Annotated in this window: 16 protein-coding genes; 6 read left to right on the top strand and 10 right to left on the bottom strand. The window is 65.6% G+C overall.

The features are described 5' to 3' along the window. The first annotated feature begins 26 nt into the window (after positions 1–26). From dacB to hpt, 4 genes are read left to right on the top strand one after another with little or no spacing between them, the layout of a single operon-like run. Entirely contained in the window at positions 27–1,403 is a 1,377-nt protein-coding gene (gene dacB, locus K3U94_RS21360; RefSeq protein WP_220694943.1) for a D-alanyl-D-alanine carboxypeptidase/D-alanyl-D-alanine endopeptidase, read from the top strand. Beyond that, a complete protein-coding gene (locus K3U94_RS21355) occupies positions 1,394–2,434 on the top strand; it encodes an Rv3626c family coenzyme F420 biosynthesis-associated protein (RefSeq protein ID WP_434084885.1) in 1,041 nt (346 codons plus the stop codon). The genes dacB and K3U94_RS21355 overlap by 10 nt, the downstream gene beginning before the upstream one ends. Continuing rightward, the gene (tilS, locus tag K3U94_RS21350) at positions 2,413–3,384 is read left to right on the top strand and encodes a tRNA lysidine(34) synthetase TilS (protein WP_220694941.1); all 972 of its coding nucleotides are present in this window, start codon (positions 2,413–2,415) and stop codon (positions 3,382–3,384) included. Before K3U94_RS21355 ends, tilS begins: the two co-directional genes overlap by 22 nt. A gap of 29 nt (positions 3,385–3,413) precedes the next feature. Continuing rightward, complete coding sequence (hpt, locus tag K3U94_RS21345; RefSeq protein WP_434084884.1) at positions 3,414–4,040, top strand: hypoxanthine phosphoribosyltransferase; 627 nt, start codon at positions 3,414–3,416, stop codon at positions 4,038–4,040. A 26-nt stretch (positions 4,041–4,066) separates the two neighbouring features. On the opposite strand, the gene K3U94_RS21340 is transcribed toward hpt, so the two are convergent. Genes K3U94_RS21340 through K3U94_RS21310 form a run of 7 tightly spaced genes read right to left on the bottom strand, consistent with a single transcriptional unit; the run spans position 4,067 to position 13,186 of the window. Next, positions 4,067–4,393 carry a heavy-metal-associated domain-containing protein gene (locus K3U94_RS21340; RefSeq protein ID WP_230987272.1) on the bottom strand — a complete coding sequence of 109 codons (327 nt, stop codon included), beginning with the start codon at positions 4,391–4,393 and terminating at the stop codon, positions 4,067–4,069. Between the two features lie 35 nt (positions 4,394–4,428). Next, entirely contained in the window at positions 4,429–8,523 is a 4,095-nt protein-coding gene (locus K3U94_RS21335; protein WP_220694940.1) for an AMP-binding protein, read from the bottom strand. Continuing rightward, entirely contained in the window at positions 8,516–8,761 is a 246-nt protein-coding gene (locus K3U94_RS21330) for a phosphopantetheine-binding protein (RefSeq protein WP_220694939.1), read from the bottom strand. Before K3U94_RS21330 ends, K3U94_RS21335 begins: the two co-directional genes overlap by 8 nt. After that, complete coding sequence (fadD10, locus tag K3U94_RS21325; RefSeq protein WP_220694938.1) at positions 8,754–10,310, bottom strand: fatty acid--CoA ligase FadD10; 1,557 nt, start codon at positions 10,308–10,310, stop codon at positions 8,754–8,756. Before fadD10 ends, K3U94_RS21330 begins: the two co-directional genes overlap by 8 nt. Before the next feature lie 23 nt (positions 10,311–10,333). Further along, positions 10,334–10,876: an FcoT family thioesterase gene (locus K3U94_RS21320; protein WP_220694937.1), complete on the bottom strand. Its 543-nt coding sequence runs from the start codon at positions 10,874–10,876 to the stop codon at positions 10,334–10,336. Beyond that, a complete protein-coding gene (gene scoE / locus K3U94_RS21315) occupies positions 10,873–11,742 on the bottom strand; it encodes a (3R)-3-[(carboxymethyl)amino]fatty acid oxygenase/decarboxylase (RefSeq protein ID WP_220694936.1) in 870 nt (289 codons plus the stop codon). The genes K3U94_RS21320 and scoE overlap by 4 nt, the downstream gene beginning before the upstream one ends. 19 nt (positions 11,743–11,761) lie before the next feature. Further along, complete coding sequence (locus K3U94_RS21310) at positions 11,762–13,186, bottom strand: PPE family protein (RefSeq protein WP_267878331.1); 1,425 nt, start codon at positions 13,184–13,186, stop codon at positions 11,762–11,764. A gap of 183 nt (positions 13,187–13,369) precedes the next feature. Here K3U94_RS21310 and K3U94_RS21305 point away from each other — a divergent pair, with 183 nt between their 5' ends. Both K3U94_RS21305 and gjpA read left to right on the top strand, forming a co-directional pair. After that, positions 13,370–14,182 carry a class I SAM-dependent methyltransferase gene (locus K3U94_RS21305; protein WP_220694935.1) on the top strand — a complete coding sequence of 271 codons (813 nt, stop codon included), beginning with the start codon at positions 13,370–13,372 and terminating at the stop codon, positions 14,180–14,182. 92 nt (positions 14,183–14,274) lie between these two features. After that, the gene (gene gjpA, locus K3U94_RS21300; protein WP_220694934.1) at positions 14,275–15,186 is read left to right on the top strand and encodes an outer membrane porin GjpA; all 912 of its coding nucleotides are present in this window, start codon (positions 14,275–14,277) and stop codon (positions 15,184–15,186) included. 78 nt (positions 15,187–15,264) lie between these two features. On the opposite strand, the gene K3U94_RS21295 is transcribed toward gjpA, so the two are convergent. From K3U94_RS21295 to K3U94_RS21285, 3 genes are all read right to left on the bottom strand, one after another. Then, positions 15,265–18,183 carry an MMPL/RND family transporter gene (locus K3U94_RS21295; RefSeq protein ID WP_220694933.1) on the bottom strand — a complete coding sequence of 973 codons (2,919 nt, stop codon included), beginning with the start codon at positions 18,181–18,183 and terminating at the stop codon, positions 15,265–15,267. Positions 18,184–18,276: 93 nt separating this feature from the next. Then, a complete protein-coding gene (locus tag K3U94_RS21290) occupies positions 18,277–19,806 on the bottom strand; it encodes an HNH endonuclease signature motif containing protein (protein ID WP_220694932.1) in 1,530 nt (509 codons plus the stop codon). Between the two features lie 125 nt (positions 19,807–19,931). Continuing rightward, the gene (locus K3U94_RS21285; RefSeq protein ID WP_047319861.1) at positions 19,932–20,675 is read right to left on the bottom strand and encodes an SIMPL domain-containing protein; all 744 of its coding nucleotides are present in this window, start codon (positions 20,673–20,675) and stop codon (positions 19,932–19,934) included. Between the last annotated feature and the right edge of the window lie 5 nt (positions 20,676–20,680).

Genomic DNA, 20,680 nt, shown 5'->3' with positions numbered 1-20,680 from the left:
AATTGCGCCTGACAGGCAGGAGAGACATGCAACCCACTCGGTGGCGACACAGCAGCGCCCATCTGGGTATCGCGGCCGCGGTGCTGGCGCTGGCCGCCGCGGTGGTGGTCGTGGCGGTAGTGGTGCTCCCGGACGAATCCGGCGCCGGTGCGCGCGTCGTGTCGTCGGCACCGGCGGCGACCGCCAAACCCGGGGTGGTTCCGGTCTCCGACGACGCCCCGGTACCGGCCGGCAGGGCCCTGGCAGCAGCCATGGCCCCGGCGTTGGCCGACCCGAATCTGGGCCGGCTCACCGGGCGAGTCACCGATGCCGTGACCGGCAAGGCGCTGTGGACACAGCAGGAAGACCTGCCGATGCAGCCGGCGTCGACCAACAAGGTGCTCACCGCGGCCGCCGCCCTGCTGGCGCTGGATCAGGGCGCCCGGGTCACCACCCGCGTGACGGCGGGCGATCAGCCCGGGGTGGTGGTGCTGGTGGGCGGCGGCGACCCCACCCTGTCGACGGCCGAGGTCGGTCAGGACACCTGGTATCGCGAAGCCGCGCGCATCAGTGATCTGGCCGAACAGGTTCGTCGTAGCGGGGTGAGCGTGACCGAGGTTCAGGTCGACACATCGGCGTTCACCGGCCCGACCATGGCTCAGGGCTGGGACCCGGAGGACATCGAAGGCGGCGACATCGCACCGATCGAGGCGGTGATGGTCGACGGCGGCCGGATCCAGCCCACCACAGTCGAGTCCCGGCGGTCGACGACCCCCGCGCTGGATGCCGGAAAGGCGCTGGCCGCGGAGTTGGGAGTCGACCCCGACAAGGTGAGCATCGCGTCCTCGTCGGTGACCGGGCGCGAGCTGGGCGCGGTCCGATCGGCGCCGCTGGTGGTCCGCCTCGGCGAGATGATGAACGCCTCCGACAACGTGATGGCCGAATCCATCGCCCGCGAGGTGGCCGCGGCGATGGGCCGGCCCCGCTCGTTTGCCGGTGCGGTCGACGCGGTGACCAACCGGCTGGCCACCGCCCACATCGCGGTGAGCGGAGCCGCTCTGCAGGACTCCAGCGGGCTGTCGGTCGATGACCGGCTGTCGGCCCGGACCCTTGACGAGGTGGTGCAGGCGGCTGCCGGGCCGGACCTGCCCGAGTTGCGTCCGCTGCTGGACATGCTGCCGGTCGCCGGTGGCAGCGGCACCCTGTCCGAGCGGTTCCTCAACCCCAAGACCGGGCGCGGCGCGGCCGGTTGGCTGCGGGCCAAAACCGGCTCGCTGACCCGCACCAACGCACTGGCCGGCATCGTCACCGACCGCGACCAGCGGGTGCTGACGTTCGCGTTCATCTCCAACGACGCCGGACCCACCGGGCGGACCGCGATCGACGCGCTGGCCGCGGTCCTGCGAACCTGCGGATGCGGATGAGCGAATCCGGCGTCGGGAGCGCGGTGGACTTCGAGTTCGCCGCGACGGTCGGTGGCTGGCTGGCACGTCCCGCACCGCCGATGACCGACTACACGCGGCGCCAGGTCGTCGAGGAACTGCACGGCAGTGCCCGCGCTGCGGAACCCCTGGTGCGAGAGGTCACCGGCCTGGGCGACGACGGTCCCGTCCCCGACGCACGGGTGGTCGACCGGCGGCAGTGGATCTCCGCCGCCGCCGAATCGATGCGGGTGATGATGGGCGGCTCCGAGCAGCCGGCCGGTTTCCTCACCAGCCGGCTGACGGGGGCGCAGACCGGCGGGGTGCTGGCGTTCGTCTCCTCGGCCATCCTGGGCCAGTACGACCCGTTCTGTGCGGGCGGTGGCGCGCTGCTGCTGGTCTACCCCAACGTGGTCGCTGTCGAGCGCCAGCTGCAGGTGACGCCGGCCGACTTCCGGTTGTGGGTCTGCCTGCACGAGGTGACGCACCGCGTGCAGTTCAGCGTCAACCCGTGGCTGGCCGGCTATATGTCGGAGGCACTGGCGGTGCTTACCGGGGACAGCAGCCCGGATCTCACCCAGGTGGTGGGCCGGCTGGCTGACTACCTGCGGGGACGGCGTGACAACGCCGAGTCGTCGGGCCCGTCGGGGATTCTGGGCCTGGTGCGGGCGGTGCAGTCCGAGGAGCAACGCACGGCGCTGGACCAGCTGCTGATGCTGGGCACGCTGCTCGAAGGCCACGCCGATCACGTGATGGACGCGGTCGGGCCGCTGGCGGTGCCGTCGGTGGCGACCATTCGGAGCCGTTTCGAGGAACGCCGTCAGCGCAGCCAACCACCGCTGCAACGACTGGTGCGGGCGTTACTGGGCCTCGACGCCAAGATGAGCCAGTACACCCGAGGCAAGGCGTTCGTCGACGCGGTGGTCGACCGTGTCGGCATGGACCGGTTCAACGCGGTCTGGTCGGGTCCGCAGACCCTGCCGCTGCCCGCCGAGATCGAAGAACCCCGACGGTGGATCGACCGGGTGCTCTAGCCCAGCTGCGTGCCGCGCTGGGGACGTTCGCCGAGCAATATCTGCCGCAGGGCGGAGGCTGGGCGGTGGCATTGTCCGGTGGACCGGACTCGCTGGCGCTGACCGCCGTCGCCGCCCTAATGCGGCCCACTACCGCGCTGATCGTCGACCACGGCCTGCAAGCAGGTTCGGCCCAGGTGGCCGAGACCGCGCGAAGTCAGGCACTCGAGCTGGGATGTGTTGACGCGCAGGTTATTCCGGTGACCGTCGGAGGCAAAGGCTTTCGAGGCGGGCCGGAAGCTGCGGCCCGCACGGCCCGCTACGCAGCGTTGGCCGATGCCCGTGGCGGCGCCCCCGTGTTGCTGGGACACACGCTCGACGATCAGGCCGAGACGGTGCTGCTCGGGCTCGGCCGTGGTTCGGGAGCCCGGTCGATGGCCGGGATGCGGCCGCACGACCCACCGTGGTGCCGGCCGCTGCTCGGGGTACGACGCGCAGTCACCGGCCAGGCCTGCGCCGAACTGGGGCTGACGCCGTGGCTCGACCCCCATAACAGCGACGGTCGCTTCACCCGGGTACGGCTGCGTGCCGAAGTGCTGCCGCTGTTGGAGGACGTGCTGGGCGGCGGGGTGGCCGAAGCCCTGGCCCGGACCGCGATCGCGCTGCGGGAGAACACCGAGCTCATCGATGCGCTGGCCGAGCAGGCGCTGCCCGGTGCCACCGCCGGCGACGCGCTGGATGCAACTGCGCTGGCGGAGTTGTCGGGTCCGGTGCGCCGCGCGGTGATCCGGCGCTGGCTGATCGACGGAGGCGGGCGTGGCCTGACCGACCTGCAGATCCGCGCAGTGGACCGGCTGATCACCGCATGGCGCGGGCAAGGCGGGGTGGCGATCGGGTCGGACCTGCGGGGACAGCGGCTTTTTGCAATGCGCGGCGACGGTCTGCTGCGGCTGCGCCGCGAGCCGATCTGAGCTCCGGACGTGAATTTCCTCCGCTGCAGTTGGTTGTCGAACTCCGGCCATGGCACGCTGTGCTGGTGGCTGCGATCTCGCCGGGGGAGAGACCTGAGTTGTATGCGGGTGACATCAAATCGGTATTGCTGACCGAGGAGCAGATCCGGACCCGCACTGTCGAACTCGGCGCGCAGATCGCCGGCGACTATGCCGAGGGCCGCGCCGAAAGTGGTGACCTGCTGCTGATCACGGTGCTCAAGGGCGCGGTGCTGTTCGTCACGGACCTCGCCCGGGCGATTCCGCTGCCCACCCAGTTCGAGTTCATGGCGGTCAGCTCCTACGGTTCGTCGACCTCGTCGTCGGGGGTGGTGCGCATCCTCAAGGACCTCGACCGCGACATCAGTGACCGCGACGTGTTGATCGTCGAGGACGTCGTCGACTCCGGTCTGACGCTGTCGTGGCTGCTGCGCAACCTGGCCACCCGGCGGCCCCGGTCCCTGCGGGTGTGCACCCTGCTGCGCAAACCCGACGCGCTGGGCGCCGGCGTCGACATCTCCTACGTGGGCTTCGACATCCCGAACGACTTCGTGGTCGGCTACGGCCTGGACTACGTGGAGCGTTACCGCGACCTGCCCTACATCGGCACCCTGGACCCGCGGGTCTATCAGAGCTGAGCCCCGCGGGGAGTGGCCAGCCAGGTCTAGTGGGCGACCTGGGCGCGTCGGCCGCGTGACAGGAACCGCGCCAGCCCGGCGATGCGCTTCACCGGACCTCCGGGAATCGCGGCATCCGCAGGGGTGCGGAGCCGTTCGTCCCGCAGCTCGGCATGGTAGCCGGCATCTTCGATGGCCGCGCACAGGTCGGCGACGGCCACGGTGGGGTCGGCGTCGATCGTGGCGGTCGCAGTCGGAAAGTCCACCGATGCTTGCACCCCAGTGATCGTGTTCAGTTTCAGGGCGATATGCGCCTCGCACATCCGGCACGTCATGCCGGTCACGTCGAGTTGGATCCGTCGAATGTCAGACAAGGCTTCTCCTTCTTCAGGTCCTCTGTGAGTGGTCGTCAGAAAGGGTCGTCCGGTTCCACTCCGCAACCGTGAGCCACCAGCTCGGCCAGCCGCGAAGAAGGGGCGGTCACTTCGGTGACCGCATCGACCTGCAGGTCGAAACTGGCGTGGCCGGCGAGGTATTGCGCGTAGGACCGCTCGCCCAGGCGCAACCCCAAGGTGAGCCAGGCGTCGATAACCGCCCACCGGCGTGGGTTGCGTCTGGCCCAGTCGCTGGCGTCCAAGTGCTGCTTCCACTGTTGGACTTCGTACTCGCGGGAACCGAAGTGAGCCAGAAATTTCGAGTACTCGACGGGTGTTCCGCGCAGCGCGGTCACGGTGCGTCCCAGCGGCGCCGACAACATGCCCAGAATCGCCGCCGCTGCCGACCGGTTGCTGGTGACCTCCTCGGTCAGGTGTACGGCGGGATAAGCGCGCAGCGCTGTGCAGGCATCGGCGAGTGCGACCAAAATATCGGCCGACGTCCGCAGCTGGTGGGGCTCGCCCAGCACCCGGGGTAGCCGTACTAGCGAGAAGGCGAGGTGACCTGCGCTGCGCGCGACTATCAGCTCGGCCAGCGCCTTGGACGCCGCGTAGGGGTAGGGCGCGGCACGCGGATCGACAACCTGCGGTGTTGCCGGTTGCGGGCTCACCACCGACGTCGACAAATGCACCAGCCGGGCGCCATGTGCGGTGCAGGCCGCAACGATGGCCGCTACCGCTTCCACATTGGCCGGCCGCAGCTCGCGATATGGCACCACCACATTGGTATTGCCGATGGCGTTGACCACGGTTCCAGCGTGAGTGCCGCGGATCAGTTCAGGGATCCGTTGCGGGGAAATGTGTTCTACCCGAACACCGTCGACCCCGGGCAGCTCTCGCCAGGGACCAACGTCGGGCAGTGTCGAGGTGGTGGCCAAGACCAGCTCCGAGTCGAATCCGTGGGTGCGCAGCTCGGCCGCCGCTCGGGCAAAGCCGGTGCCCAGGATTCCCGACGCGCCAAACACCACAACGGTGCCGGCGCGCTCGGAGCTCGGGCTTGGTGCTGGGTAGGGCAGCGACGGGGCCAGGTTGGCGAGATCGTCGTCGATCTCGGCGGCGGCGCCTTCGTGCATCCCCATCCCGTCGGAGCTTTCGATCAGCCGGCTGGCGCTGTCGGCGCTGATCACATCTAGCAACGACAGCTGTCGGCCGAGGTAGCGGCGGGTGGCAGGCAGGATGCGGATCAGGTCCAGCGAGCCGACACCCTCGGCCAGCAGCGACGAGTCCGGGCGCAGGTCACGGTCCAGATGCCGACTCCATAACTGAGCCAGGCCGTTTGCTTGGGCCGGCGCTGTGCCGGTGCCGTCGTGTTGAGCCTTGGGCAGACGATCGGAATCGACCTTGCCGCTGGGCTTACGCGGGATCTCCGAGACCGCCGAGATCGCAAATCCGGTGACCCGGGCGGCCCTCAGGACTGCGCGAATTCGTTCTTCGGCCGCGGGGTCGGCGGCTCCATCACGGGTGAGCAGGCTGGTGAACCAAACTTCAAGTCGGGTGTCGTCGGGCTCCATGGCAACATCGCAGATCGCGGGATCCTCGGCGATCAGCCGGATGATTTCGGCAGTGTCGACGCGCCTGCCGGCAAGCTTCACAACGGCGTCCTTGCGACCCGCAAGTACCGGGAAGCCCGCGCTGTCAAAGCTCACGCGGTCGGCGGTGGCAAACGCGTGCAGTGGCGAACCGTCGACGGCGAGTACGGTGCCAAAGTTGGGGCTGGCGATACCCACGTAGCCCGCAGACACCTGGTCGCCGAGCAAAACCACCTCACCGAATGCGATGAAAACGGTGTTTGGAGCCAGGGGTTTCCCTAGTCGCCGTTGGCAACTGGGCTCGGCCACAGTCTCCTCGTTCAGCGGCAGGTGCGTTACCACCACCGTCGCCTCGGTGGGGCCGTAGCTTGAAATCAGCGCGACGTCTGAAACACCGCTGAACGCATGCCACCGCTCGACGGCGCGAGGGCGAACTGCCTCTCCGCCGATCACGATTTGGCGCACGCGCGATGCTGCCAAGGCGGCAAGCATGTCGGGTTGGTCGCAGCACAGATTCCAGATGGCCGTAGGCAGGTCAAGGACCGTAGCTCGGTGGCGCGTCAGGTCTGCCCCCAGTTGCGTGAGATCTCCGGTCCGCGTTGCCGCCGAGCGAACCAGCGCGGCACCTGTTTGCGCGGCGCCGAAAATCTCCTCGACACTGATATCTGATGTCAGAGGCGCACATTGCAGGACCGTGTCGTGCTGCCCCCAGCCGTAGGCCTGGTGCGCTCCCCGGCAGAAGACCGCCAGTGCGCCGTGGGTGATCGGAACCAGCTTAGGGCTGCCGGTGGACCCAGAGGTCGGCATGATGTAGGCGATCCGTTCCGCCAAGTGATCGTCTTCGCGGACCTGTTGAAGGCGGTCCCGCACGCGCAGGGGTTGTCCCGGCAGGTCGGTATTGCCGATGTCGACCAATCGTGCTGACAGCCCGCATTCCGATTCGATGGCCGCTTTACGGCTTTCGATTTCGCCGTCGTGCTCGCAGACGCTGTAGCCGCAACCGGCCAGATGGCAGGCGACCAAGAGGTCGATGGTCTTATCGGTCTGATCGTCAGTGAATACCAACACCTCGCCGGGCTCGACGCCCGAACTCGCCAGCCAATCGATCCAAGGGTCGACATACCGACGGCGTTGTCGCCAGGCTTCGATGTCGGTGTTCGGGTCCAGAAACCATGCCGATGCGGTCGGCCCTGTCGGGCTGGGTGCGATGTCGGTGGCATGGCAGGTGCCGTCGGAGTGAACCTCGAACCACTGGCCCACAAGCATCGCGACCGGTTGATTCCACTGAGCCGGCATCTTCAGCAACACCCGGGCAGTCAGGGCTGCGACACCCGAGGGTTGGGGTCGGTCTCTTCGGTGATCGGCATCCCAAATCGACAGCGTCAGGGTGCGGTTCGGATCGTCTTGAATGGCCGCCACGGTCAGGCCTTCGACCGGCCCGATATCGGTGGTAGTCGGCATGCCGTCCAGGAACGGACGCAGCTCGGGTGCACAGGGGTCGGGAAGAAAGTTGAGCGCCAATGCGTCAGTTTGGGGAGTCCGGTTGATCGTCAGATGGATGCGGCGATACAACTCCTCTCGAAACCAGCGCCGCCGCACGGCTTTGACGTATCCGCGGTCCACATTGGCCACGAGATCTCGCACTGATGCGAATGCCGGGAAGCGAACGGACTGGGCAACCGAGTTGACGATGCAGGTGGCCACATCCAGAGCGGGCTCACCGAACCGATTGTCGATGGCGTGCACCACCAGGGCATCGGTACTGCTTCGACGTCCTGCATCGACAGCGACAGAGGCCGCCGTCACCAACACATGCAACGGTACTTGTGCCCGAGCAGCCAGCGTCGTGATCGCTTCGTAGTCGGGTCCGGTGATCTGGACTGACTCGTGCAGAACCCCGCGGTGAGCACTACCTGACGTCGGTGGCGATTGTGGATAGCCGCCGGTGCTTGCCTCACCTGCCACCTCCCGCTGCACTGATTCGGTCAACCGCTGCTGTGCGGCGTCAACGTGTTCGGCTTCCCGGCGGTGGGCTTCGGCCAGGCGCGCGAGGCCGGCGGCCATGTCGGGCGACTCGGAGCTTGAGGCCGACAGGTTGCGACCAAGGTCGGCTTCGATCAGACCGGTCGCACCACCGTCGAGCAGCAGATGATGTGCGTACATATCCAGACCCACGACGTCGCCGCTCGAATCAACATGCACGGTATAGCGCACCAACGGGCGGTATAGGATGCCCGAATCCCATTCCCGCACCAGTGGTTCAGCACAGTCGCCGGAGACTCCCACCAGGTCGTCCTCCCGCAGTCGCGGCACCAGGTGCGGATACCGCGCTTCGGTTCGTTCGAGAACACACAATTGCACCGGGTTGCGTTGTATGGCGGCTTTCAGCGCGCTCCGGAACCGGGGAAGCGATATGGGGAACAAGCGATATCGGCGGCCGATCAGATACAGCGAAGGATCGACATCCTGCAGCACGCCCCGGTAGATGTTCTGTTGGGAGATGGAAAGCGGGATGGTCACCGGGGGATGCGAATCAGGCATGTGAACCGGGATCTCCCAGTTCTGCAGCCCAGCCTGCGATCGACAGGTCACGCGCCAAGCGTGCCGGCAGTTCAGACTCGCGGTCCACTCCGAGGCGCTTCATCAACAAGACGAATCGAACCGAGTCCAGACCCAGATCGCGAAGGTCGGTGTCGTCGCCGTCGAAGAGGTCGTCTTCGTCGATGTACAGCACATCGCAGACCACAGCGAGGATCCGCTGCCGAACGCTCTCAACCATGTGCGCGAGCGCCGATCGCCGCGGCCAGCGACGTGCGCATGACCTTTCCGGACTGCGTTCGGGGAATGCTGCCGACTAAGACGATCCGCGACGGGCGGGCGGCGGATTCCACTTCGCTGCGGTAGCGGGCGGCGATAGCCTGCTTGAGGCGTCGCCCAGCGGCCTCGTTCAACTCGTCCGACGCGATCACCGCCAGGCCGACGAGAGCTCCGAACTCTGGGTCTGGGATCTCGTAGCACGCTGCCTCGCGGACCCCCGGGACGGATTCTGCGACGCGGTCAACCTCGTCGGGGGCGACATTGACTCCGCCGCAGATGATCATCTCCGAGGCCCGCCCCCGGATGTAGAAGTAGCCGTCGCTGCCTTCGTCGAGCAGGTCACCGGTGTTCACCCACCCGTCGCGCAGCACTTCGTGGGTCCGGTCTGGATTGCTCCAGTACCCCAGCATGTTTGCCGGCGATTTGATCCACAGAGTGCCCGATGCGGCCGGCGGACCGGCCGGCCCGCTACCGTCGCCGTCGAGGTGAACTTGCACCCCTGGATAGGGTCGTCCGACCGCCCCTGCCTCGATGGCGGCGATCGAGCCCGGCGCGGTGGGAAGACACATTGCGGTGCAACCAGTTTCGCTCAACCCATAGACCTGGGCGGTCCGTATACCCGCGGTCTCGACGAACTGCACGTCGGATGCGATAGCCCGCGATCCGCCGTAGCCGAGAAAACGCAGCGAAGGCGGCACCGGTGTGCCGGTCGCTTTCAGCTCGGCGACCAGACGTGAGAGCAGTGTCGGGACCAGGCAGACCGTAGCGACCTTGTTGGTCGTGAGTATCTCCAGCAGCGACGCTCCGTCTTCGCCGCCGGTAACGCACGTACCACCTTGCATCAGGCAGTTCAGAATCCACCACAGGCCACCGATGTGCGTGGCCGGCAACGGCGAGTACGCGACTTCGCCTTTCACCCAATCGATCCACGTCAAGCCCGTCGCCCGCAGAATGTCGGCGACGGCATAGAAGGTTCGATTGGCCAGCAGCACAGCCTTCGGTTCGCCGGTCGTACCGCTGGTGAAGATCATCGCCAGCGGGTGATCGGCAACGTCGTTCGGCCTGGGGTGCGCACCGACAGCGGCCAACGTGGGGCTGCGTTCGGCAACCGACATCGTCGGTACCGCGGCGAGGGACTCCGGCGGGTCCGACAGGGACAGTCGAGCACCCTCGGTACTCAGAATTGCGGCGGGTTGGGTGAGTTCGGCGAACCGTTCGACGGTGGCCATGGGCAGATTGCCGTCCGCCAGAACAGCAATGGCGCCCAGTCGGGCGCAGGCAAGCACCGCCAGGTATGTCTGTGGCCCGTTGTCGGAAATGATAAGTACGCGAGAACCCAGCGATACCCCACTAGCCTGGAGTACTGAAGCCAGGCGCTCCCACTCGGCAGCCAATTCGCCGTAGCGAAACAGACTGCCTCCATCGCAACGGCGTAACGCGATGGCATCGGGGCGCTGGCGCACATGTTCCAGAATGCGATCCAGTACGGACGTGGGGGCCGGTCCCGTCATATCTGCGTGCCTCTTCTGGGTTGTCAACCGGGGATGTTCAGAGCGGCGAGTTCGAACTCGCCGAACGCCGAGCCGCCGTGTTCGTCCCAGAACTCGATGGCGCAGGGCACGCGCAGATACCGCACCGTGCGTTGCACGATCTCGAAGTTTCGACATTCCAGCCGGGCACTGAACTTGTTGGCATCGATCGGCCTTTTGAACCGCGAAGACGATCTTCTGATGAACATGCTGGAGAGCTGGTGCTTGCAATAGTCCTCGAGCCCCCAGCCGCGGAAGGCCGGGATGATGCCATCGTCGATGGCCGGCGCAAAAGCGCTGTAAGCGAGCTGATTGAAGCACAGCACCAACTCGACCGCGTTGAAATGCCCAGTACTACGAATATAGGCAGATTCAGCGATCGCAAAGTTGCCTTGAGCCAGAACAGAATCAGTGCCCGCTTGCGACACCGCATCGACCAGATATCGGCAACCCTTGTAGGTATACGGCTCCAGTACGGTGGCTAGCACGTCCTCGTCGATCGGTGTTGCATCACTTAGCGCTGGAGGAGGTGAAGCGATGGCGCTCATGCTGCGTATCCCGGGGTCTCGTGGCCGTCGAGCATGGTCAGTCGATACGTGGTCAGCGTTCCTTCAGAGCTGCCGTGCTTGGCGCGATGCATCAGAACTCGGTTGTCCCACAAGATGATATCTCCGACCTCGTAGTGCTGGGTGTGGATAAAGGGATGCGTGAAATCCGGATCAAGTTGCCCGGTCGACTCCATGAGCTGTTGCAGGATCTGTGGGGCGAGCTCCCGACCATCCTGGCCTTCGATTCGAGTGGTCCCCGACGCGCAGATATACAGAATCTCCTCCCCGGTCTTCGGATGCCGGATCACGGTCGGCCATTTGATGGGCGGTGTGGTCCGGGTGATTTCGTCCCACACTTCCCCGATCGGCCGGTATATGTCATCGGGGCGGATCTTGATGTGCCGCCGGGGATCATGAGTGCTCAACGTCCCTCGGGCGGCGTCCTGTAGCGCGGCGGGCACCGAGGCCCAGGCCTGGTTGAGGTCGATGAAGTAGGTTCCCCGGTCAGGCCCGGGAACGGTCAGGGGTAACACCATCGAGAACGCGAACGGCTCGGGCATGAACATGTAATCGATGTGCCAGAACGCGCCGGTTCGCGGAACGCCTTGGTGTTCCTCCGTGGACGATACGAAGATCTCCGGAAACTCGTGATGGTGGTACATGGATTCGTAATACGGCACGATGTCGCCGACGATCCTGCCCAGCTGCAGGTACTGTTCCGGCGAGGGGTGGACGCCCTTGAGGATGACGAGCTTGTTGGCGTAAACGATCTCGCGAATCTCTTCCCGGGTGATGGTGCTCAGATCCTTGGGGTCGATCCCGGTGATCTGCGCTCCAAGTCCGGTGCCGGTGACGGTTAGCGTCATCCGATGTTGCTTTCCGTGCTCATTTATCTTTTCCTTCATTCATCGGTTGGGTCAATTGCTCTACCTGTTCGGAGGCGCGCCAACTGGCGGGCAACATCGGTACTCGCCGGATTTCGTCGGCATGGCCCGCGAGTCCAGCGGCGCGGGTGGAGGCGACCACTGCTGCGATGGCCCCGGGTCCTTCGGCGGGGACGACATCGGAGTCCGCGGCCATGACAGCGTCGTTGCCCGTGTGGAGGAACTCATAACGGTTGCCGTGCATGCGAACCCGGCCTCGGCTACGTCGGCTGCGTTGTCTGCGGGCATCGGCGGCGAAGACCCGCTGCGAGGTCGCGCGGTCCGAAGCCGCAGCGCTGTTGGACGCAGCCATGTTGTCTTTCGGGCCGGCCTCGACGCCGGGTGGTCCCCAGCCGGAGACGAGATAGGGGATCAGCGCGGCAACTCCATCAGCGCTCGGTGTGACCACGGGTGTGCTCGGTCCCGGCGCACCGGCGCTGCCGCCCAGGCCGGCGGAGGAGCCGGCCGCAGCGGGCGGTGCCACAATCGCCGCAGCGGGAACGTCCACGCTTCCGTGACCGGCTGACGGAGCGGCGATGTCCGGGCCTTGATCAGCCGGGATCTGTTGGCCGTTCAGCAGCGGTAGCAACCTCAAGGCGCTCAGCGCGCTGAGGGCGGGAGCGAAGAACGGCAACAGCAACAGGGCGTATGAGGCGTAGTAGGGGTACCACAATATGTCGTAGGCGATCAATGCGACCACCGCCAGGAAGGCAGCGACCGCCGGGTTGAAACCGAGGCCCTGGAAGAACTCATCGAAGATGCGCGACAGTTCTTCGACATTTCCGGCGTTATTGAGAAGTTCCGTGATGAGGCGTGTCAGTTCCGGTAGCCAGTTGCCGTCTCCAACGCTTTCTGGGGAGGTGGCCTCGGCGGGGTAGACGATGGGCGGCGCAGGGAGGAGCTGCGGGGTCGCGGCGACTGCCGCAGTGGCGGTGCCCTGGTATACGGACATGGTCTCGGCGGCCTGCACCCACATCCGCGTGTAGTCGGCCTCGTTGGCGGCAATCGGGACGGCGTTCACTCCGAAGAAGTTCGTGGCGAGCAGCACCGCGTGGACCGCGTGGTTGGCGGCCAGTTCTTCGAGACTGGGCATCGAGGCCACTGCGGCGCCATATGCGGAGGCAGCCGTCTGGTGCTGTGCGGCAGTCGCGGCAGCGTTGGCGGCCGCTTGTTCCAACCAGTTCAGGTATGGCGTGTGCGCGGACAGATAGGCCGTGGCGCTGGGGCCTTGCCAGTGGCCGGTTTGCACGGCGGCCAGCACCTGGGTCAGTTCAGCGGCGGTATCGTCGTAGATGCCGCTGAGCTGCTGCCATTGCGCAGCGGCTGCCAACATAGGGCCCGGCCCTGGGCCAGTTGCGAGCATGGCGGAGTGCGTCTCGGGAGGCATTGCCATCCAGATCGGGGCGGTCAGGATGGCACCTCCTCTGATGTCGTGGATTGCGCGGAACGCAAGGCGCGGGCCAGTTCCCGTCAACGAGGTGGTCGGAGATGGGAATCAAAAAGTTCCGGTCGATCGCGGTTAGATTTCTCGCAGCGACTCGCGGGGGCCCGGCGGGTACGGTCTGAAGGCGTGCCAGTCATTGACGCGCGTCATCTCGATGGGATATCCGAGACCGCGTTGCTCACGTTGTATCAGCGGGCTGCCGAGGCGAAGCGGCCCGACGGGCTGATCGTTGACCCGATGGCGATCGAGTTGCTCAACAGCCTTGATTACGATTACGCCGACTTCGGCAGGAGACACCAGGCCACCGCTATGCGGGCGTTAGCGTTCGACCAGGCCACGCGGGAGTACTTGGCGGTGCATCCGCGCGCGACGGTGGTCGCCCTTGCAGAGGGATTGCAAACCAGCTTCTGGCGGGTCGATAACGGCGAGTTGAGTTGGCTTTCGGTGGATTTGGAACCCATCGTTCGACTGCGTCAGCGGCTACTGCCGGTATCAGATCGGCTGCGGTACTGTGCCCAGTCGGCGCTTGACTACTCGTGGATGGATGAGGTCGGCGGTTGCGCTGAGGTGTTGATCACAGCAGAAGGGCTATTGCAGTACTTGGACCGCGAGGCGGTGTTCGAGCTGTTCGCCGCCTGCGCCGGGAGGTTTCCCGGCGGGCGGATGATCTTCGACAGTGTCCCGCGGTTGTTGAGTGCCTACTCGCGCTCGCGCCGTGGCTTCAAGCTCAGTGACAACTACACGGCGCCACCAATGCCGTTCTGGTTCACTGCGCACGACTACGACGAACTGCGTGCGGTGCCCGGGGTCAGGGCCGTCTCTGAACTCGGCATGCCGCGTGGACGAGGCAAGGTGCTTGGAGCGGTGGTCCCGCTGATCTACGGTATGCGTGGTCTGGCGAGGTTTCGTGCACCAACCACCCTGGTCGAGTTTGGCTGACGAGAAGTCAGACCTGACAGCAAGATTGAAAAAAATTCAGAATCTCTTCTCCGCTCAGGAACTTATCCTGCCTCCGGCTCGACAAACTAGGCATGAAATCGTCTCATCACGCTCACGACCTCGCATCGCAACTCGGCATCGGTGGCCTCATGGCCGGGGGGACCGCACTGGCCCTTACCGGAATAATCGCAGTAAGCCCGGTGGCGCCGGCGCTCGGTGGGGCCGTGCCGCCGTCTGTGCAACTGACCGCGTCACTCGACCTGTTCGGGCCATGGGCCGACGTTTTCAACACCACGCTGGCCAACGCCACCGACGTCTTCGACGCAATCAAGGAAGCTGACTTCGGTTTCCCCGGCTCGCTGCAAGAGGCTTTGGCCGCAATAACGTTCATCGGCGTCGACGTGGCAACGCCCGAGGGCTCGGACTTGGCGGCTCAAACTCTGGACTGGAGTCATCTCTGGGGCCTGCAGTATCTGGCCGGGATGGACATGGGTATGGGTGTCGTGCCGGTAGACGCTGCCGAGCCCGCGGCCACAATTCTGACGCTCTTGTCGTCACCGTTGAGCGGCGTCCTGATGGGGCTGATCGGCCCGCTGGTGAGTCCCGGGGTAGAGCTGATCAACAGCATCGGGTCGATCGTCGACAGTATCGGCGATGGCGACTTTGAGGCTGCGCTGCAAGGGCTTCTGGCCGCTCCGGCCAACGTTGTCGGTGCGTTCTTCAACGGCGCCACCTTGAACCTTGATGCGTTGGTTCCGTTACTGAATGATGCTTTGCAAGTTCCGGAAGGCAATGCGGTCCTCGGTGCCAGCTTCGATTTCGGCGGTCTTTTCACGCCCGGGGTAACAGATTCCGGCAGCATCGGTGGTTCGATCTACAACTCGCTCGGTCTCGACCTGCAGATGGTAGGGATGGGCATGCCGTACTCGGCCCCGGGTGAGGGTATTGGTCTCATCGCGTCGTTGGTCAATCTCTTGGATATGTTTGTGGCCGGGACGGACTGACGCGGAACTGCAGTGCGCTGAGGGAAGCGGGCGCTCGGACTCTCGTCGGGGCGTCCGCTTCGTCGCAACCGATGGTGGTCAGCTCCCGATCGATACCGTCGGTCTTGAGTGTTCTTCCAGGTCAACCAATTTCGCAACCAGCGAGTGGTCTGGGGTTGGACGTGTCCGAACCGCCTGCGGCCACCAGAACCACTTGCCCAGCAGCGCGGCGATCGATGGCGTGACAAACGAGCGAATAACCAAAGTGTCGAACAGCAGCCCGAGTGCGATGGTGGTGCCGATCTGTGCCACCACCATCAGATCACTGACCGCCATCGACAGCATCGTCAAGGCGAACACCACTCCGGCCGAGGTCACCACCGAACCTGTGCCGCCCATCGCTCGAATGATTCCGGTGTTCAGCCCGGCGTTGATCTCTTCTTTGAACCTGGCGACCAGCAGCAGGTTGTAGTCCGAGCCAACAGCCAGCAGGATGATCAGCGACATCGCCATCACCATAAAGTGCAGCTCCAAACCGATGATGTGCTGCCACAACAAGATCGACAAGCCAAACGACGCCCCCAGCGACGCCAGCACGGTGCCGACGATCACTGCGGCGGCGATCACGCTGCGGGTAATGATCAACATGATGATGAAGATCAGGCACAGCGCGGCTATACCGACTGCCAAGAGGTCGTAGTTGTTGCCCTCCTGCATGTCCTTGAACACCGACGCCGTACCGCCGACGTAGATCTTCGAACCTTCCAGCGGAGTGCCTTTGATGGCCTCCTTGGCGGCGTGCTTGATGCCGTCGACGTGTGTGATCCCTTCGGGGGTTAGGGGATCGCCGTCGTGCGTGACGATGAACCGAACGGCGTGGCCGTCCGGTGACAGAAACACCTTCAAGCCGCGTTTGAAGTCCTGGTTGCCGAAGACCTCAGGTGGCAGATAGAACGTGTCGTCGTTCTTCGAGTCGTTGAACGCCGTGCCCATTGCGGACTGGTTGTCCAGCATCGCCGCGGTCTGATCCAGCAGGCCGCTCTGGGCGGAATACATGGTGAGCATCGCCGTCTGAGCCGACGTCAGTGACTGGATCTGTGCGGGCAGTTGCCGGAGCATCTGTGGCATCAGGGCGTCGAGTCGATCGAGGTCGGGTAGCACCTGGTCGATGTCGCCGCTCACTACATCGGTGCCGTCGAGGGCATCGAAGACCGATCGCAGGGCCCAGCAGGTCGGGATGTCATAACAATGCGGATCCCAGTACAGGTAGCTGCGCAGCGGTCGCAGGAAGTCATCGAAGTCAGCCAGATGATTCCGCAATTCCGAAGTGTCAGAGGCTAGCCGATGTGTCTTGCCGACCATGCTGTGGGTGGTGGCGGCCATCTCGGTCATCAACAGCTGCATCTGCTCCATGGCGTCGATGCCGCGCTGCAGATCTTCGACACTGGCGCGGAGTTCCTTCATGCGGTCCTGCAGGTATCCCTGATTGAGTACCTGCACGGTGCCCTGCAGGCTGAGCTGAGCCGGCAGCGTGCTGAACGTCAATGGCGTCCCATCCGGGCGGGTGATCGTCTGGACCCGGCTTATCCCAGGTTGGCGCACGACCCTCTTGGCGATCTTGTCGATCACCAAGAAGTCTGCCGGATTGCGCAGATCCCGATCGGTCTCCACCAGCAAGACCTCGGGATTCATCCGCGCCGTGGAGAAGTGCTGTTCGGCTGCGGCATAGCCGGCGGTGGAAGGCAGATCCGAAGGAAGGTAGCGGCGTTCGTTGTAGCTGGTGCGATAGCCGGGCAGCGTCAGCAGCCCGATCAGGGTCAGCAAAGTACTGGCCACCAACACCGGAGCCGGCCATCGGACGATGACTGCACCGATTTTGCGCCAGCCGCGGATTCGCATGGCGCGCTTGGGTTCCAGGAGTCCTCGACGGCTGGTCACGGTGATGATCGCCGGGCCGAGCGTCAGCGCCACCAGCGTTGCGACGACCATTCCGGCGGCCAGCGGAATGCCGAGCGTCTGAAAGTAGGGGAGCCGGGTGAAGTGCAGACAGAACGTGGCACCTGCGATCGTCGAGCCCGACGCCAGGATCACGTGCGCCGTTCCGTCGAACATTGAGTGGTAGGCGGTTTCGCGGTCTTGACCGGCTGCCCTGGCTTCCTGATAACGGCCGACCAGAACGATCGCGTAGTCGGTCGCGGCGGCGATGGCCAAGGTGACCAGCAGGTTGGTTGCGAAGGTGGTCAGACCGATGAGATGGAAGTAGGCGAGCCAGGCCACCACGCCGCGCGCCGCTGCGAGGGCGAGAAACACCAACGCCAAGACAATCAAACCGGTGCTTATCGACCGGTATACCAACAGAATCATCGCAGTGATGACCAAGAACGTAAGACCCACGATGACTTGCGCGCTGTGGTCACCGGCTACCTGCTCGTCGGCGGCCAGAGCCGCGGGGCCGGTGACATGGGTGCGCGTTCCCGGAGGGGCTTCGACCGCGGTGACGATTCTGCGGACCGCCTCAAGCGACTCGTTCGCCAGTGTCTCGCCCTGATTTCCGGCCAGGTAGACCTGCACGTAGGCCGCTCGGCCGTCGTTGCTCTGCGCGCCGGCTGCAGTCAGCGGATCTGCCCAGAAATCCTGCACATGTTCGACATGAGCGGTATCGGCGTTGAGCCTGTTGACGAGGGCATCGTAGTAGCGGTGCGCATCGTCGCCGAGTGGTTGCTGGCCCTCGAGGAGGATCATCGCCGAGCTGTCGGAGGTGTATTCGCCGAAGACCTGGCCGACGCGCTTGATCGCGGTTACCGATGGTGCAAAGTCTGGGCTCATGGGCACCGAGCGCATCTGGCCGACGATCTCGAGCGGCGGCACCGCGGTGCTGAGGACGACGACGACTGCGAGCCATCCGAGGATGATCGGGACGGCGAGCCGCCGAATCCAGGTGGCGACGGCGGAGTGTTCTGCCCGGGGTAGCGGCGCCGGTGCAGGAGAGGTGATCTCAGGACCAGCAGCGGCTGTCATAGATGGCGCAAGCGTTGGGACAAGTCATCGCCCAATGAGTCGGACGAGGCACGTGGAAAGTTCCCACGCCCGCAGCTCGAACCCACGGGGCCGTTAGAAGGGCGGTGGGTCGTCGGGGTCGATGCCGGGGGCTACTTTCGGGAACCAGATGGCGTCGCGTGCGGTGCGTCGGGCTTGGCGGGCCTTGCGGTTGTGATTGCGTTCGGTGGCGATGCGGGCGGCGCGGTGCTGGGCGCGGGTGCGCCGTCGGCGGGGCATCATCGCGGTGCGGTCACCACAGCGGTCCTCGTCGCGCCGCTGGGGCGCCGGCAGTTCCCCGGTGGGTGCGCACAGGTGCGGGAACAGCAGGGAGCTGCCCGGGGTAGTGACGTAGGTCTGCCCTGCCGGTGAGGTCAGGATCACCGTGCCGTCGGGCAGTTGCTGATCGCGCCAGCCCCAGAACGTTTTCACCAGATGGTGGGTGCGGCAATAGCATTTGAGGTTCGAGGGATGGGTGAGGCCGCCGTCACCGCGGGGAATGGTGTGGTCGATGTCGCAGTCGAGTGCTGGCCGGTCACAGCCCGGCCAGCGACACGTCATGTCCCGGCACCGCACAAAATCCGCCAATGCTTTGGAGGGCACATACCCGGGCTCGGGTGGGGCGTCGGTGGGGTGCACCAACGACACCAGCCGGGCCGATTTGGCGAGTTCGGCGATCAACTCCGGCGGGATGAGTCCATCGGCCTCGACTATGGAGCCCGGCTGCTCACCGGTCCCGTCGACGGTGGTCTGCTCAGCGATCACATGAATCACCACCGGCGAGGCGCCCGGGCGCCCACCTGCCGCACAGTCGGACCGGCCGCAGCGGCATCCCAGCCGATCCGCCCGCGCCGCCAACGCCCCCATGGCATCGGCGCGCCGCTGCGCGCGAGTCCGTGGGTCGTGCTCACAGACCGTGGCCGCCAACGCATCCAAGGCCTTATCCACCGCACGCGCATCGACGCTGAACAGGCTGCCCTGGATCTCCGAGAGACCGCCTTCGACGTAGTCCCCGAACAGGATCTCGCGTTCGGCCTGCCGTTCCTTGCGGCGGCGCACCGCATCGGCGTCGGCTTTGGCCACGATCTTGTCGATCTTGCCCGCCAACCGGCTCATCGTCAGCGACGGCCAGCGCACCACCTGCACCGCCAACTGCCCATCCACGGCCGCCAACACCTCACGGTCGGTGATCAACCCGGTGCGATACACCATCGTCTGAAACAACCGCAGATCGATATCACCGGCCGCAAAGACCTGCGCCACCTGCGGCAGCTGCTCACGCATCGCCCGGGCATACCGCAGCCGACTGCCCGCCAGCCCTTGGCTGATCCGCAACGCCGCGGCGACCTCGGCGGCCACTGCCGCCTCGGTGTCGACCGCCCACTCCTCGGTCTCACCACAGCGACTCAACCGCAGCGCAAACAACTCCCCGATCGCCACCAAGTGCGCGGCTGCCGCCCGATTCTCCGCCCGCGCCGAGGCGCAAATCCGATCCACCAACGCCGCCGACTCCGGCGTCACCGACGGATACCGCCGCTCAAAGCGCTCAGACAGCCGCGCGATCGACTCCGCAGAGGGAAGCCTCGATGGCGATGACTCGAACATGTGTTCGATTATAGCGTGTTCCACTGACTCAAGCTTTTTGTCAGGGTCGCTAGTTGTGGATAACTGCGGCCACAGTTGGAAGGCTGTGGAGTGAGATCTGACTACGGATCAGAAGGTTGGGAGTCTTAGCTCAGCTCCCAGACCGCCGTCACCGTGAAGCTCACGGTCTGCTGGCCGGGCTCAACCGGGGGAGCCGCGGCCATCGCCCGGGGCATCGGCATCCCGACCGGCATCGGCGGCGGTGTCCCGCCGGCCACCTCGGAGATCGAGATCACCTGGCCGAGTCGCAGGCCCGACAGCTGGGCGTACTGCTCGGCGCGGTCCTTGGCGTCGTTGAAGGCCCGCTCCCGGGCGCCGCGCACCAGTGCCGAATCGTCCTCGATGGAGTAGCTCACCCCATTGATCCGGGTGGCGTCCCCGCCGGCCCGCACGATCACCGCCAGCACCTGGGAGGCGGAATCGCGCTCGACCTTGACCCGGATGGTGTTGCCGGCCCGGTAGCCGGTGATGGTCGCCGACCCGCTGGCGTCGGGATTGCCGTACTGCGGCTGCAGGCTGACCTGGGTGGTGCTGATGTCCTTGCGGTCCACGCCGGCGTCCACCAGCGCGTCGATCACCGCCTGCTGACGCTCGCTGGTCTGGTTCATCGCGCTGGTGACGTCTCCGGCGACGAACTCGATGCCCGCCTCGGTGGTCAGGGTGTCCGGAACCCCCTGGACCTCACCGGTGCCCACGACGGTCACCTGGCGTGGGATGTCCTGGCCGCCGCTCGGCGCGGCGTCGCAGCCGGCCATCGCGAGGGCGGCCACGCCGGCCAGCGCCAGCGTCATCGACCAGCGGAGAGCCATCCGGGCACTGTGTGTCGGCATGCTTG

This window comes from Mycolicibacter heraklionensis (assembly GCF_019645815.1).
In the GTDB taxonomy this organism is placed as follows: domain Bacteria; phylum Actinomycetota; class Actinomycetes; order Mycobacteriales; family Mycobacteriaceae; genus Mycobacterium; species Mycobacterium heraklionense.
This window is presented reverse-complemented; position numbering and strand designations above follow the sequence as displayed.